Origin of the sequence: Ruminococcus sp. AM43-6 (genome assembly GCF_003461785.1) — a bacterium.
Classification (GTDB): domain Bacteria; phylum Bacillota; class Clostridia; order Oscillospirales; family Ruminococcaceae; genus Hominimerdicola; species Hominimerdicola aceti.
This window is the reverse complement of sequence record NZ_QTXU01000004.1, coordinates 88,384-102,607: the sequence shown is the minus strand read 5'-3', so window position 1 is coordinate 102,607 and position 14,224 is coordinate 88,384. Positions and strand designations below refer to the sequence as shown.

13 protein-coding genes are annotated in these 14,224 nt (G+C 42.8%); 5 read left to right on the top strand and 8 right to left on the bottom strand.

Going from position 1 to position 14,224, the window contains the following annotated elements:
- Positions 1-5 precede the first annotated feature (5 nt).
- From cmk to DW938_RS04500, 5 genes are all read left to right on the top strand, one after another.
- Entirely contained in the window at positions 6-1,337 is a 1,332-nt protein-coding gene (gene cmk, locus DW938_RS15340) for a (d)CMP kinase (RefSeq protein ID WP_118124008.1), read from the top strand.
- Positions 1,338-3,296, top strand: a complete 1,959-nt coding sequence (locus tag DW938_RS04515; protein WP_117865706.1) for a bifunctional 4-hydroxy-3-methylbut-2-enyl diphosphate reductase/30S ribosomal protein S1 — start codon at positions 1,338-1,340, stop codon at positions 3,294-3,296.
- A 179-nt stretch (positions 3,297-3,475) separates the two neighbouring features.
- Positions 3,476-5,698 carry a transglycosylase domain-containing protein gene (locus DW938_RS04510; protein WP_118124007.1) on the top strand — a complete coding sequence of 741 codons (2,223 nt, stop codon included), beginning with the start codon at positions 3,476-3,478 and terminating at the stop codon, positions 5,696-5,698.
- 49 nt (positions 5,699-5,747) lie between these two features.
- Entirely contained in the window at positions 5,748-6,866 is a 1,119-nt protein-coding gene (locus tag DW938_RS04505; protein ID WP_038671573.1) for a class I SAM-dependent RNA methyltransferase, read from the top strand.
- 8 nt (positions 6,867-6,874) lie between these two features.
- A complete protein-coding gene (locus DW938_RS04500; protein ID WP_242992373.1) occupies positions 6,875-7,540 on the top strand; it encodes an HAD family phosphatase in 666 nt (221 codons plus the stop codon).
- A gap of 50 nt (positions 7,541-7,590) precedes the next feature.
- Here the strand turns inward: DW938_RS04500 and tsf are convergent, their stop codons facing one another.
- The 8 genes from tsf to DW938_RS04460 form a co-directional block, all read right to left on the bottom strand.
- On the bottom strand, positions 7,591-8,511 hold the full coding sequence (gene tsf / locus DW938_RS04495) for a translation elongation factor Ts (RefSeq protein WP_022287299.1): 921 nt from the start codon (positions 8,509-8,511) through the stop codon (positions 7,591-7,593).
- Positions 8,512-8,586: 75 nt separating this feature from the next.
- A complete protein-coding gene (gene rpsB / locus DW938_RS04490) occupies positions 8,587-9,330 on the bottom strand; it encodes a 30S ribosomal protein S2 (RefSeq protein WP_038671579.1) in 744 nt (247 codons plus the stop codon).
- A gap of 175 nt (positions 9,331-9,505) precedes the next feature.
- Positions 9,506-9,796 (bottom strand): YlmC/YmxH family sporulation protein, encoded by a 291-nt coding sequence (locus DW938_RS04485; protein WP_117957850.1) that lies wholly within the window; start codon positions 9,794-9,796, stop codon positions 9,506-9,508.
- A 64-nt stretch (positions 9,797-9,860) separates the two neighbouring features.
- Complete coding sequence (locus DW938_RS04480) at positions 9,861-10,646, bottom strand: sporulation initiation factor Spo0A C-terminal domain-containing protein (RefSeq protein WP_117938653.1); 786 nt, start codon at positions 10,644-10,646, stop codon at positions 9,861-9,863.
- A 182-nt stretch (positions 10,647-10,828) separates the two neighbouring features.
- Positions 10,829-11,599, bottom strand: a complete 771-nt coding sequence (gene sigG, locus DW938_RS04475) for an RNA polymerase sporulation sigma factor SigG (RefSeq protein ID WP_117863719.1) — start codon at positions 11,597-11,599, stop codon at positions 10,829-10,831.
- A gap of 137 nt (positions 11,600-11,736) precedes the next feature.
- Positions 11,737-11,946 (bottom strand): hypothetical protein, encoded by a 210-nt coding sequence (locus tag DW938_RS04470; protein ID WP_038671587.1) that lies wholly within the window; start codon positions 11,944-11,946, stop codon positions 11,737-11,739.
- 2 nt (positions 11,947-11,948) lie between these two features.
- A complete protein-coding gene (locus DW938_RS04465; RefSeq protein WP_242992371.1) occupies positions 11,949-13,064 on the bottom strand; it encodes a phosphodiester glycosidase family protein in 1,116 nt (371 codons plus the stop codon).
- Positions 13,054-14,100 (bottom strand): bifunctional glycosyltransferase family 2/GtrA family protein, encoded by a 1,047-nt coding sequence (locus DW938_RS04460; RefSeq protein WP_242992369.1) that lies wholly within the window; start codon positions 14,098-14,100, stop codon positions 13,054-13,056. Before DW938_RS04460 ends, DW938_RS04465 begins: the two co-directional genes overlap by 11 nt.
- Positions 14,101-14,224: the final 124 nt, after the last annotated feature.

Below are 14,224 nucleotides of genomic sequence, written 5' to 3'. Positions count from 1 at the left end.
TTGATATGGGAATAAACGTGGCTCTCGACGGACCTTCCGGAGCAGGAAAGTCCACTATCGCAAAGGCGGTAGCGAAAAAGCTTGAATATGTATATGTAGACACAGGTGCGATGTACCGCTCTATAGCTTATTATGTTATAAGTAAGGGTGCAGACCTTTCTGACCCTGAGCAGATTAAACCCCTTCTTGGTGAGATATCCATAAAGCTTTGCTACACAGAAGCAGGGCAGAGAGTAATGCTCAATGACGAGGACGTTTCAGACAAAATAAGAACGCCTGAGATATCCATGGGTGCGTCAAAGGTGTCTGCTATACCTGAGGTAAGAGAATTTCTGCTTGAACTTCAGAAGAATATCGCAAAAGAAAACAACATCATCATGGACGGCAGAGATATTGGCACTGTGGTTTTGCCAAACGCTGACGTGAAGATATTCCTCACAGCCGCACCTGAAGCCAGAGCAGAAAGACGTTTCAAGGAGCTTCAGGAAAAGGGCGACAAGTCTACATATGACGAGGTATTGCAGGATATAATCCAGCGTGACTATAACGATACACACAGAGAGATAGCACCGCTGAAAAAGGCTGATGACGCTGTTGAGGTGGACTCTACTGAGTTGACTCTTGAAGAGTCTGTTGAGGCTATTTACAAGGTAATAACTGACAAGACTAAAAAAAAAGAGCGTAAGATAAAAGAGATAATGCCTGTCAGACCTGTGAAAAAAGAACACAGGCTTGGTCATTTCCATATGTTCTGGTACACAGTGCTGAGATATATCGTTATGGGACTTTATCATCTGTATTTTAACATCACTTTCGAGGGTACGGAAAATATCCCAAAGGACGGCGGGAACATATTCGCCTCAAATCACAGAAGCTATCAGGACCCTGTTTTTATCGCACTGCCAACAAGAGTGCCGCTTTCTTATATGGCTAAGGAGGAACTTTTTCATCAGAATGTGTTCTTCACCCTGCTTATAAAAGCGTTCGGAGCATTCCCTGTCACAAGAGGAAAGGGCGACACTCAGGTCATAGATACATCTATCGAAAAGCTTGAAAAGGGCAGAAACCTTGTAATCTTCCCTGAGGGAACACGTTCAAAGGACGGCAAGGTAGGAAAGGGCAAAACGGGTGTTGCATTGGTGGCGGCCGTGGCTCAGGTGCCTGTGGTCCCTGTCGGTATCAATTTCGAGGGCAAGCTCAAACTCAGAAAGCGTGTAGTTGTAAGGTTTGGCAAGCCTATAGTGCCTGGCGAGATAGGCGTTACAGCCACAGACCCTCATTCGCTTAAGACTATCAAGAACGAGATCATGAAAAATATCACGGAGTTGGTACGTTAAATGTTAACAAAGTGTAAAATTTGCGTTGCAAAGACCGCAGGTTTCTGTTTTGGTGTAGACAGAGCCGTAAAAATAGTGTATAATGAATTAGATAACCGAAATAATGTTGTAACGTTAGGCCCAATCATTCACAATCCAAACGTAGTTTCTGACCTTGAAGCAAAAGGAGTTTACTCCACCGATGTGGATAAGGTCACGAAAGACCAGACAGTTGTTATCAGATCCCACGGTGTTGGACTGGACGTGTATGAAAAGCTTGCAAAGGTAGGTGCGGAAGTAATTGACGCTACCTGTCCCTTTGTGGCAAGGATACACAAGATAGCAGCCGAAAAATCGGGCGAGGGATACGTTATTCTTATCGCAGGCGATGAGGCTCACCCGGAAATAATGGGTATAAGAGGTCATTGCAGCGGAGAGAGTTATGTGTTCAGTTCATGTGACGATTTTGAAAATTTGGTGAAAGAGAAAGATTTTTCGTCAAAAAAGGTTGCAATTCTGGCTCAGACAACGTATAATAAGAATATGTGGAGAAAGTGCGAAGAGCTTTTTGAGAGGTATCTGCCTGAGGCTGTGGTGTATAACACCATATGCAGTGCCACTTCTGAAAGACAGAAGGAGGCGGCGGAGCTTGCGAAGGCTGCCGACATAATGATAATAGTCGGAGGGCTGCACAGCTCCAATACTCACAAGCTTAAAGCCATATGCGATGAATATTGCAAATGCTGGCTTGTGGAGGACGCCGAAGGACTGAGGGCATGTGATATTGACTTATCAGGTGCAAAATTTATCGGGATTTCTGCTGGTGCATCGACGCCGGCTTATATAATCAAGGAGGTACAACAGACCATGAGTGAAATGTTGAACAATGTTGACGAAGAATTTAATTTTGAGGAGGAACTGGAAAAGACTCTGAAAAAAATACATACGGGAATGAAGGTTGAGGGCATTGTCACCGATATCAATAACGGTGAAGTAGCCGTAGATATCGGAACAAAGCACACAGGCTATATTCCTGCATCTGAGCTTACAGATGATCCTACTAAGAAGCCAGAGGATATCGTAAAGGTAGGCGACAAGATCGATCTGATCGTTCTTAAGACAAATGACCAGGAGGGTATCGTTACACTTTCTAAGAAGAAGGTTGACGCAGTTCTTGGTTTCCAGAAGATAGTTGAGGCTAAGGAAGCTGACGCTACACTTACAGGTACAGTTACAAACGTTGTTAAGGGCGGTGTACTCGTATCAGCTAACGGTGTTAAGGTATTTATCCCTGCTTCACAGGCAGCTCCAAGAAGAGATTTCGATCTTAACGATCTGCTCAAGCAGTCAGTAAGCTTCAAGATCCTTGAGGTAAACGAGGCTAAGCAGAGAGCAGTTGGTTCTATCCGTGCAGTAGCAAGAGAGGAAAGAGCAGCAGCTCAGGCTAAGTTCTTTGAGACAGCTCAGATCGGTTCTGAGGTAGAGGGTACAGTTAAGTCTATCACAGATTACGGCGTATTCGTAGATCTCGGTGGTGTTGACGGCCTTATCAGAAGAATGGATCTTTCTTGGAACAGGATCAAGCACCCTTCAGACGTTGTTTCTGTTGGCGATAAGATCACTGTTACTATCAAGGATATCGACAGCGAAACAAAGAAGGTTTCATTGACATATAAGAAGGCTTCAGAGAATCCATGGGAGATCTTCAAGGCTAACTATGAGGTAGGTCAGGTAGTTAAGGCTACTGTTGTTTCTATCACAAGCTTTGGTGCTTTTGCACAGATCATTGACGGTATCGACGGCCTTATCCATATCTCTCAGATCGCTAACCAGAGAGTAAACAATGTTGCAGATATCCTTTCTGTAGGTCAGGTAGTTGATTGCCAGATCACAGAGATAGATCTCGACAAGAAGAGGATCAGCCTGTCTATGAGAGCTTTGCTTCCTGCTGATGACGAGGCTTCTGAGGACGCTGAATAAGCAATAAAATTCATGGGGGCGAGTGATCGCCCTCGTTTTTTATTTTCAATGAAATAACGGCAGCTTTGTTCTGTCAAAAAATCCTTAGAAAAAACTAAAGATTTACCGAAAAGACTTAACTTTTTGATTCGTATGTGGTATAATAATATCAGATCAAATAAAGACGAAAGGTTAAATTTATGGATGAAATAAAAAACACGGCAGTGAAAAAACGCAAAAAGAAAAGATCCACTAATCCTGCTGTCAGAGTTCTCAAAATATTAGGCACAGCTTTGCTGTCGATATTCCTGATACTCATTATCACCTGTTCTATATTTGCAACAGTTCTGACTATTTACGTCCTTAACTTTGCAGATACCACAACAACTATCAGCCTTGACAAGACGGAAACAAGCAACATTTCGAGATTTTTGTCTGTCAACCCTGACTATGATGAAGATGATGAGGATTCACAGGAGTATGACCTTTATTATGCTCTGAAAAACAGCAATAAGCACGTTGTATGGGCTGATCTTGAGGATATCCCTCAGTATGTTCAGGACGCTTTTGTGTACACCGAGGACGAGAGATTTTATTCTCATGACGGCGTTGACTTTAAGAGAACGTTCGCTTCATTTGTCAATGTATTCATTCCGATATACGGCGGCAGACAGATAGGTGGTTCGACTATCACTCAGCAGACTATCAAGAACATCACGGGTGATGACTCCAGAGATTCTATCCATGGTATTGAGCGTAAGATACGAGAGATCTTCCGTTCTATCAACGTGGAAAAGACCTACACAAAGGAAGATATCCTCCAAAGCTATCTTAACCTTGTGCCACTGACAACTCAGGAGTATGATATCATCGGAGTTCAGGCTGCTGCAAACTTCTATTTTGGCAAGGACGTAAAGGATCTTAACCTTGCTGAGGCAGCTTCACTTGCGGGTATGACAAGCTGGCCTGCTGCAAACAACCCATATGATAATATGAAAAACAACAAGCTCAGACAGAAGTATACGTTGGATCATATGCTCGATAACGGTGCAATTTCTGAGCAGGAATATAACGAAGCCCTCAACTATGAGCTAAAAATAACAGGCGACATAACCTACACAAGCTCAACTATCTATGAGGACGAAACAAAAGATCAGGGTCCGACATCTTATTTCATGGACGCTGCTATCAATCAGACTATACAGATAATCGCTGACTATTATGGCATTTCATGGGAGGACGCTTCCGCAAGACTTTATGACGGCGGATTTACTGCATATACCACTGTTGACAGAAGTATGCAGAAGAAGGTGGAAAAGGAAATGCAGAAGCAAAGTAATTTCACCACCTATGAAATGAACAAAAAGGACGATACTCTGTGGTCAGGCTTTATCGCCATGGACTATCAGGGCAATGTTAAGGCTATCGTTGGCGGACGTGATAAGAAAAAGGAGTCGAGAGTTTATAATATTGCTACTGATGCCAAACGTTCACCAGGTTCTTGTATCAAGCCTATAGCTTCATATGCTCCTGCATTGGATCAGGACCTTATGACATGGTCAACGCTGTTCACTGATGAGCCTATCACTATTAAGGTAAAGGGCAAGGACAAAAAGTGGCCTGTAAACTATTCGGAAACAGGCGACAGTGCAAACTGGTCTTATCAGCAGCTTACAACTGTAGAAATGCTCACAAGGTCGCTTAATACGCTTCCTGCGCAGCTCATCAAAAAAATGACACCTGCTTATTCCTATAACTTCCTTAAGGAAAAGCTTGACATCACTACGCTTGCAGACTCCGACGCTGACTATTCACCAGTAACTGTCGGCGGTCTTACAAATGGTACTAAGCTTGAGGAGCTTGTAGGCGCTTATATGATATTCGGCAATGGCGGTAAGAAGTATGACGTTACCTACGTTTCAAAGGTAGAGGACGCTGACGGAAACGCTATCTATGAAAAGAGCGACGGATACAAGCAGGCTATCAGCGAGTCTACCGCTTATGTTATGAACAGAATGATGCAGAATGTTATAACTCAGCAGGACGGTACTGGTAGATATGCTAAGCTAAACAATACTGACCTTGTCGGTAAGACAGGTACTTCATCTGACTGGTTTGACCTCTCATTTGTAGGCTGTACTCCTGATTACGTTTCAGGTATCTGGATAGGTTATGAAAACCCAGCCACTATCCCTACGAACGAGTATCAGAATATCGGTGCGATTTGGAAGAACGTTTTTGGCGATATCGCTGAGAATGAGAAGCATAAGTCATTTGAAAAGACTTTCAAAATGCCTGATACAGTTGAAAAGCTCACCTACTGCACAAAGACAGGTAAGCTTGCGTCAAATTCATGCTATAGCACGGCAACCGGATATTACAAGAAATCCAACGAGCCTGAGTATTGTAGCGGAAATCATTAAAATTAAAGCCTCCATAACTCTATGGAGGCTTTTTTGAAAGGAAATCATTATGGAAAATAAACTGCGAATGTGCGTTCCATGCCATTTTGGTCTTGAAAGCGTGCTTGCATATGAGATAAAAAAGATAGGCGGTGAAAATCTTACCACAACTGACGGCAAGATAAGCTTTGAAGGTGGCTTTGACGTGCTTGCAAAGGCAAATCTTTGGATTGCCACAGGAGAGCGTGTACTTATCGAGCTTGGCAGCTTTAGAGCAGAAAGCTTTGAACAGCTTTTTGACGGTGTTATGAATCTTCCGCTGGAGAACTTTATCGGCAGGGAAGACGCTTTCCCTGTTAAGGGTCATGCCCTCAATTCAAAGCTTCATTCTATCCCTGATTGTCAGAAGATAATCAAAAAAGCCTGCGTTAAAAGACTTGAAAAAGCCTATGGCATAAGCTATTTTGAGGAAACTGCATCGAAGCATCAGATACAGTTTGCTATCCATAAGGACATTGCGACTATCTATCTTGATACATCAGGTGTAGGACTTCACAAGCGTGGATACAGAAGAAATTCCAACGACGCACCTATCAAGGAAACACTTGCCGCAGGTATAGTTGACCTTGCAAGAGTTCGTGCGGACTCAGTTGTGGTGGATCCTATGTGTGGTTCAGGTACATTTCTTATTGAGTCGGCATACAAGGCACTGAAAGTTGCACCTGGTCTGAGAAGAAATTTTGCGGCAGAGCAGTGGTCACAGATACCTGAAACAGCGTGGCGCAATGCAAGAGCCGAGGCTATGGACGCTATCGACAGGCAGGGTGCATTCAAGGCATTTGGCTTTGATGTTGATGATATAGCGGTTGAGCTTACGAGAAACAACGCTAAAAAGGCAGGAGTAGGCTCAAAGCTTACAGTAAAACAGCAGGATATCTCAAAATACAGCCAGATAGAGGGTTCGATAACAATTGTCAATCCCCCATATGGCGAGCGTATGCTTGAAATAAAGGAAGCCGAGGAGCTTTATAAGAAAATGGGACAAAGACTTTGCCCGTCAAAGGAGAACCCGTGCTATATAATCTCCCCGCATGAGGAGTTTGAGGTGTTTTTCGGCAAAAAGGCTGACAAAAAGCGCAAGCTTTACAACGGCATGATAAAATGTAATCTGTATATGTATTTCAAGTGAGGTGCGTTGTGGGTTTGAAATTATCAGAACTTGACGGAATCGTATTCGATATGGACGGCGTTATTTTCGACAGCGAAGTAATAGGTCTTGAAAGCTGGGAGCGCCTTGGAAAGAAATATGGTCTGACCAACGTTCACGAAAATGCTATGAAGTGCATTGGCAGAAGCACTGTTGATACAATGGCTATCCTAGAAGCCGCATATGGTGACAAAGTGTCAATACCCGAACTTTATGACGAAGCAAAAGCCATTTGTGCAGATATTATCGCTGAGCGTGGTTTGCCTCTGAAAAGCGGAGCAAGGGAGTTGCTTTCTTATCTTAAAGAGCGTGATATAAAGGTAGGACTTGCTTCATCAACGTCTTACAAAGGGGTTATCAAAAATCTAAAGGGAGCAGGTCTGCTTGATTATTTCCATGTGATTATTGGTGGAGATATGATAAAACATTCAAAGCCACAGCCTGAGATATATTTACTTGCCTGTGAGAAGCTGGGAGTAACGCCTGAGAAAACTGTTGCTGTAGAGGACTCTTACAATGGCATAAAGGCGGCTTACAATGCGAAGATGATACCAATAATGGTGCCAGATCTTATTGCACCGACAGATGAGATATTGTCAATGGTGTACAAGAAAATGGACAGTTTAGATGCTGTCCTTGAATATTTTAAAGCATAAACAAAGTCCCTCGGCTTATCACCGAGGGGCTTTCATTTATGTCAGAAAGATTACTTTGTCATTGCTGCAACTTCGTCAGCGAAGTTCTCTTCCTTCTTCTCTACGCCTTCGCCTCTCTCGAAACGAACGTACTCAACAACGTCGATCTTGCCGCCAAGCTTCTTAGCTACAGACTCAACGTACTTGCCAACAGATACCTTATCATCCTTAACGAATGCCTGCTCAAGGAGGCAGTTCTCAGAATAGTATTTGCCGATCTTACCGTCGATGATCTTGTGCTTAACCTGCTCAGGCTTGTTAGCCATCTTAGGATCCTCAGCCATCTGAGCCAGCATGATCTCTCTCTCCTTGTCAAGAGCGTCAGCAGGAACAGCCTCTCTGTTCAGGTATGCAGGATTCATAGCTGCAACCTGAAGTGCACAGTCCTTACCAGCAGCAAGGAGCTCAGCATTGTCAGCTGCAATGTCAGAATCAAGCTTTACCATAACGCCAATGCTGCCTGCACCGTGAACGTAAGGAACAAGAATGCCTTCCATTCTCTTGAATCTTCTGATTACCATGTTCTCTCTGATCTTGATGAACAAATCCTGAAGTGTCTCTTCAACTGTCTTGTCACCACCGCTGATCTTTGTTGCCTTAAGTGCGTCAACGTCAGCAGGGTTTGTCTCGATTACTGTATCAGCAACTGCTGCAACGAAAGCCTTGAACTCATCATTGTTAGCAGCAAAGTCTGTTTCGATGTTTACTTCAAGAACGCAGCCTACGTTGCCCTTAACTACAGCTGTGCAGATACCCTCTGCTGCAACTCTGCCGCTCTTCTTAGCCTGTGTAGCAAGTCCCTTTTCACGGAGAAGTGTTACTGCCTTTTCCATATCGCCGTCAGCTTCTACAAGAGCCTTCTTGCAGTCCATCATGCCAACGCCTGTTGCTGTCATAAGTTCTTTGATCTCTGCTACGGATACCTTACCCATTATTATTCCTCCTAGTGTTTTATATCGAAATAGGCAGACAAATATACTATAAATGCCTGCCTGAAATTTCAGCTCTTATTCAGCAGCCTCGTCAGCTTCTTCCACCTTATCTGCCTCTTCAGCGGACTCAGCGTCCTCACCCTGTCTGCCTTCGATTATAGCGTTAGCCATGCAACCAGCGATAAGCTTAACTGCTCTGATAGCGTCATCGTTACCTGGGATAACATAATCAACATCGTCAGGATCGCAGTTTGTGTCAACGATAGCTACTACAGGTATGCCAAGCTTCTTAGCCTCTGCTACAGCGATCTTTTCCTTTCTTGGGTCAACAACGAAAAGTGCGCCTGGAAGCTTCTTCATGTTCTTGATACCGCCCATGAACTTTTCAAGCTTTTCTATCTCAAGCTTCAGCTTAACAACTTCCTTCTTAGGGAGAAGGTCGAATGTGCCGTCCTCTTCCATTGTGTGGAGCTGCTCAAGTCTCTTGATTCTCTGCTGGATCGTCTTGTAGTTTGTCATCATACCGCCGAGCCATCTTGCATTTACATAATGTGCATTAGCTCTCAGTGCCTCTTCCTTGATAGAATCTCCAGCCTGCTTCTTTGTACCTACGAAAAGTACCTCTTCGCCATTAGCTGAGATGTCACGGATAAACATATAAGCTTCTTCAAGCTTCTTAACGGTCTTCTGAAGATCGATGATGTAAATTCCGTTTCTTTCTGTGAAAATGTATGGAGCCATTTTAGGGTTCCATCTTCTTGTCTGGTGACCAAAGTGTACACCAGCTTCAAGAAGCTGCTTCATTGATACTACTCCCATTGTAGTAACCTCCTGTTTGGTTTTAGATTTCTGCTTTTGCAGATGTTTTTATCCTCCGGACGGCTTTACTTGCTTTCACCTGTCTTATGGCAGGACCAACGGCAAAAACCTGTCCGTGCGAATTGCTTTAATATTATATCATATTTTCTATTTCATTTCAAGAGTTTACGACAATTTATTTTAACAAATTTTCGATTTTTACAGTTCTGCTCTTTGTGCATACTGCACTATCGTTGAACTTTACAAGTATGGTATCTTCGCCGATAAGCTCGATATCCGAGCATTTTATGATAATATCCTCATCTCTGCCCATGATACCGAAAGCCCTTGGTTTGCCATAGACGATCAGTGAAACTATATTTGCTCCCTGAGTATCCATTTCTATATCATCAACATAGCCTATTTTCAGTCCTGTTCGTATATTGACGACCTCTTTATTTCGTAAGCTTGAAAAACTACATATCATGAAACCTTCCCCTTTCAAAAAAAGTGCATACCCTTTATAATAGGTATGCACTTTGGGGATCGTCCTATGTATGATCGTTTTTGTTTTTGTAATACATCTCCAACTGATCGTTATACAAATGCTTTATATATAAAGCTATGGTGTTTATGTACATTGCATTTGTAGGCTTTGTTCCGTTAGCAAGGCAACTTTCGAAAAGCATTTGCTTATCCACAGGCTTCATTTTTTCCCAGCCTGAAACTATAGCACTTCTTGTTGAGCGTTCAATAGCTGCAGTATTTTTTCCGTATTGTTTTTCAATGTCCTTATAAAGTTCGCCTATTTGTACTTTATTACCGTTATATTTGAATATAATAAGGAATATCATGTAGTAGATATGGTCATATCCTGAATGCTTGCGGTTTATGCCCGTTGATGTTATGATCCTATGTATCTCCTTTGAAATATTCTGTTTAAGGATATCAGGATCGACAGGTATCCTTTTTAGCTTGTCAAGCATATAGTGGCATACGTTCTTAGCGTTGTATGGCATAAGTATGTGCAGAATATCATCATAATCGAGAAGAATACGGATCGTTTCTGTGTCATCATAGGTGTAGATGTTATATATTATGGGATGAATGTCATCTTCATGAAGTATTTCACGAAAATGCAGAAGCTTTTTATATCCCAGCTTACAGCAGTCAATAACGATAACGTCAGGAGTATATTTTACAGCACCTATCTCAAGCTCTATTTCAGTATCACCGCATATATGGACCTTTGTACCATTGCGTTTCAGTTCCTCGGTCAACAGTTTATGCTGGCCGTCATATGACTCGGAAATAAGGACCGAATAATCAGTCAGCATACACTTCAACTCCCTTATGACGATTTAACATAATAACTACTATTTATATTATATCAAATTTTTGGACTACAAGCAACTTTAATAGCACATTATTAATCAAATTGTTTCAAAAACGTGACCTTAATGTAATTGTATATAACAAAAATATTCATAAATGTCGATTTAACGTATTGCGACAGACGTTAGATACTTTTCTTGATGTGTTCCAATGCACCTTTTTCAAGCCGTGATACCTGTGCCTGAGAGATGCCAATATTTTTTGCTACCTCCACCTGAGTTTGTCCTTTGAAAAAGCGCAGGAAGAGTATATTACGTTCACGAGGCTGAAGCTCGCTCATGGCTTGCTTCAATGAAAGCTCTTCAAGCCAGCTTTTATCGTCGCAGTTGTCGCTCACCTGATCCAACACATAAAGAGCGTCGCCGTTGTCAGAATACACAGGCTCATAGAGTGAAACCGGGTCGGTTATGGCTTCAAGGGCAATGACCACCTGACTAGGCTTTTCGGTGATAGTGTCTGCTATCTGCTCAACAGTAGGCTCTTTCTGGTTTTCACATATGAGCTGTTCTTTTGCCTGCATTGCTTTATAAGCAAGGTCACGGAGGGAACGGCTCACCCTCATGGGTTGAAAATCTCGAAGAAATCTTCTAAGCTCTCCTGCTATCATAGGCACAGCGTAGGTAGAAAACTTCACATCAAGAGAGGTATCGAAATTATCTATCGCCTTGATAAGCCCTACAACACCCACCTGAAAAAGATCGTCAGGGGAGTCGCTTCGACTCACAAACTTCTGCAAAACGCTCAGCACGAGCCTGAGATTGCCGTTTATAAGCTCCTCACGGGCTTTCTTGTCACCTGAATGGGCTTTTTTCAAAAGCTCCAGCTTTTCCGATTCTTTCAGCGTTTTAAGCTCATTGGTGTTCACTCCGCTTATCTCAACTTTATTGTACTGCATCGCACGCTCCTGTTAAAAAGCAGCATTTTATGCTGCCGTGATAATATAATTATTACCTTTCGATCAGGAACTATACAGATATTTTTCAGGAAAATCTGACCATAAAAAATGCAGAGCCGTGTGACTCTGCATTAGTTCTATTCTTTTCTGTCGCTCTTGCGCTGATAGTAGACCGCTAGTATCGCTGTTATTATGGCTGATATGCAAAATGCCAGCAGAAGCTTGTTGGATATTTTTCTGTTTATGAAATTCATTGTAGGGTTGAGTATATCCAATATCCAGAATACAATGAACATTCCCGCAAGTATTATCGTGATATGTGGGAGAATTTTGCTTAATCTTTTCATTTTTATCCTCCTATATAGATAATGTCGCTGAGGTCACGTCCACCGCCGTCAGGAGCGTTCACAATGCTGTTGTTGAAGTACATCATAGCGGACTTTCCACCGTCAAGATTGAACGCAGACATACAGCCCTCATCGCTCATGATAGCCGCAAGCTCGCTGAGAGTTGCACCCTTTGAGTAGCCTTCGTTTCTGCCGTCAACTGTCACGAAAATATAGTGGCCTGCCGACACACAGCCGATAGCTGAACGTGGATTTGCACTGTTGAGATATTTTGTTGTGTTGAACGTTTCAAGAACGTTGCCACTTCCGTCAAGAAGTGCAGGACCAAAGTTCCAAGCCTGCCATGCACCTTTTGCTATAACAGCGTCGCTGTCATATTCAGACGGGGAGTAGGTCTGCATTGTGCCGTCTGTGAACAGCACGCACACGTCTGCGTCGTTGACATCATCACGGTATTTTATACCGTTTCTTATAACGATACTGCGTTCTGAATTACCATAGAAATCACCGTTTATGGCGAAAAGAGCGTTGTTTTCCACTGCCATACTGAATACTGAGTCCTTGATGTTCTTACCGAATTCTCCGTCTGCAAAGGCGGCTTTTATCTCGCTTGCGCTTGTGACATAAACATCAGCCACAAAATAGGTTATCTTGTTGCTGCCCTCGCCGATAGATTTTTTGTATACTGTCACCTGAGCATTGTCAGTTGAAGCCGAGCCAAGCTCCTCAGAGGTTATGGCACCGTTTGTTATACTGCTTATAGCGTTCTGGTCTGAACGATAGTCGGCAGTGTCCTGATTGCCCCAGTTTCTGTGGTTCGTCTGCTCAGTACGCAGTGTGGTTGTAGCCTTTTCTGCCTGCGGAGCTGTTGTGGTAACTGCAGGCTCGCTATCGTCCTGTGCTGTGCCTTCTTTCTGCGAGTTGTCAGCCGCATTTGGCAGGGTGAAGCTACCTTCTGCGGAGCTGTCAACTGTTGCGATCACTTCTCCCTTTACTCCTGAACTTTGCGGCATAACGTAGTCAAAAAGCATGAACACGCCTATCGCTGCCGCTGTAAGCACAACGTCCGTTATGATCATTGCCCAGACAGGCATTGGCTTTTTTGTCTTATTCGTCAATTTTTCTTTCCCTCTTTCTGAAAACGAAACTTTTTTGCGCCGCCCAGCTTATAAAGAAAAGCAGCACTTCTATAAGTATTTTGCTGATATATTTGTTGTGTATGAGATATTTCACACATAGCTCCAGCATTATTGTGTTTGCAGCTAGTATGAATGCGGCAAGCAGAAAGTATTTTGCGGCTGTCTTTGCAATGCCTTCCTTATTTTTAAAGACGAATTTTTTGTTCATCGAAAAGTTGAAAATGGAGCTTATCACTCTTGCACATATGTTAGAAAACGCTACGCTCCCGCTTATCATTGCGAAAATGCTGTAGAAAATATAGTCCACGCAGAAGCTAAGAAGTGATGAGCAGGAGAATTTCAGTATATCCTTGTATATCCTCCATGAGTCTTTGATAGGATTAAAATGTGATGACTCGTTTTTGCCAAGGTAAACTGTTTCGATAGGCACTTCATAGAATCTTATGCCTTCTCTTGCACATTCAAGTAGCATATTCATCTCAAACTCATATCTGTCACCGTTTACCGACAGCATAAAAGGTATGAGCTTTGAGGAAAAGCCACGCAAGCCCGTCTGCGTGTCGCTTACCTTTACTCCTGCGGCAAATGAGAAAACGAATTTTGTGATGTTGTTGCCGAATTTGCTTCGCAGTGGTATCTTTCCTGAAAATCTGCGACAACCCATAATAAGCTTGTCAGGGGAGCTTTTCAGGGCTTCCGACACCCTTATTATATCCTCCACCTTGTGCTGTCCGTCTGCGTCTGCAATGACGATGCCCACAGTGTCGGATTCATGTTCTTTTATGTATTCAAGTGCGGTTTTTATGCCACGCCCCTTGCCTTTGTTCACCTCATGGGTGAGAACTATGGCTTTTTTTGCGGCTTCGGCAAAAATCGGCAGCTTATCCTTGCCGCTGCCGTCATTAATGACAATTATATGAAAATCGGTCAATGAAGATATATCGTCAATAACAGCCAGCATTTTTTCATCAGGCTCATAAGCGGGTATCACCGCATAAAATCTATCTATCGCCAAGATATCTTCTCCTTTCATTTATCGTATGGTCTAAGTATATCACATATGCTTTAAAAATACAATAAAACTTCTGAAGAATTTATACATAGTTTATCTGTCGAAATTTTGCGAAAATGAAATTGTG

Coding starts and splice junctions, on each gene's coding strand:
- sigG (WP_117863719.1), bottom strand. CDS start 11,599: ATGCAGTACAATAAAGTTGAGATAAGCGGAGTGAACACCAATGAGCTT.
- DW938_RS04505 (WP_038671573.1), top strand. CDS start 5,748: ATGGAAAATAAACTGCGAATGTGCGTTCCATGCCATTTTGGTCTTGAA.
- tsf (WP_022287299.1), bottom strand. CDS start 8,511: ATGGGTAAGGTATCCGTAGCAGAGATCAAAGAACTTATGACAGCAACA.
- cmk (WP_118124008.1), top strand. CDS start 6: ATGGGAATAAACGTGGCTCTCGACGGACCTTCCGGAGCAGGAAAGTCC.
- DW938_RS04470 (WP_038671587.1), bottom strand. CDS start 11,946: ATGAAAAGATTAAGCAAAATTCTCCCACATATCACGATAATACTTGCG.
- DW938_RS04485 (WP_117957850.1), bottom strand. CDS start 9,796: ATGATATGTAGTTTTTCAAGCTTACGAAATAAAGAGGTCGTCAATATA.
- rpsB (WP_038671579.1), bottom strand. CDS start 9,330: ATGGGAGTAGTATCAATGAAGCAGCTTCTTGAAGCTGGTGTACACTTT.
- DW938_RS04480 (WP_117938653.1), bottom strand. CDS start 10,646: ATGCTGACTGATTATTCGGTCCTTATTTCCGAGTCATATGACGGCCAG.
- DW938_RS04515 (WP_117865706.1), top strand. CDS start 1,338: ATGTTAACAAAGTGTAAAATTTGCGTTGCAAAGACCGCAGGTTTCTGT.
- DW938_RS04510 (WP_118124007.1), top strand. CDS start 3,476: ATGGATGAAATAAAAAACACGGCAGTGAAAAAACGCAAAAAGAAAAGA.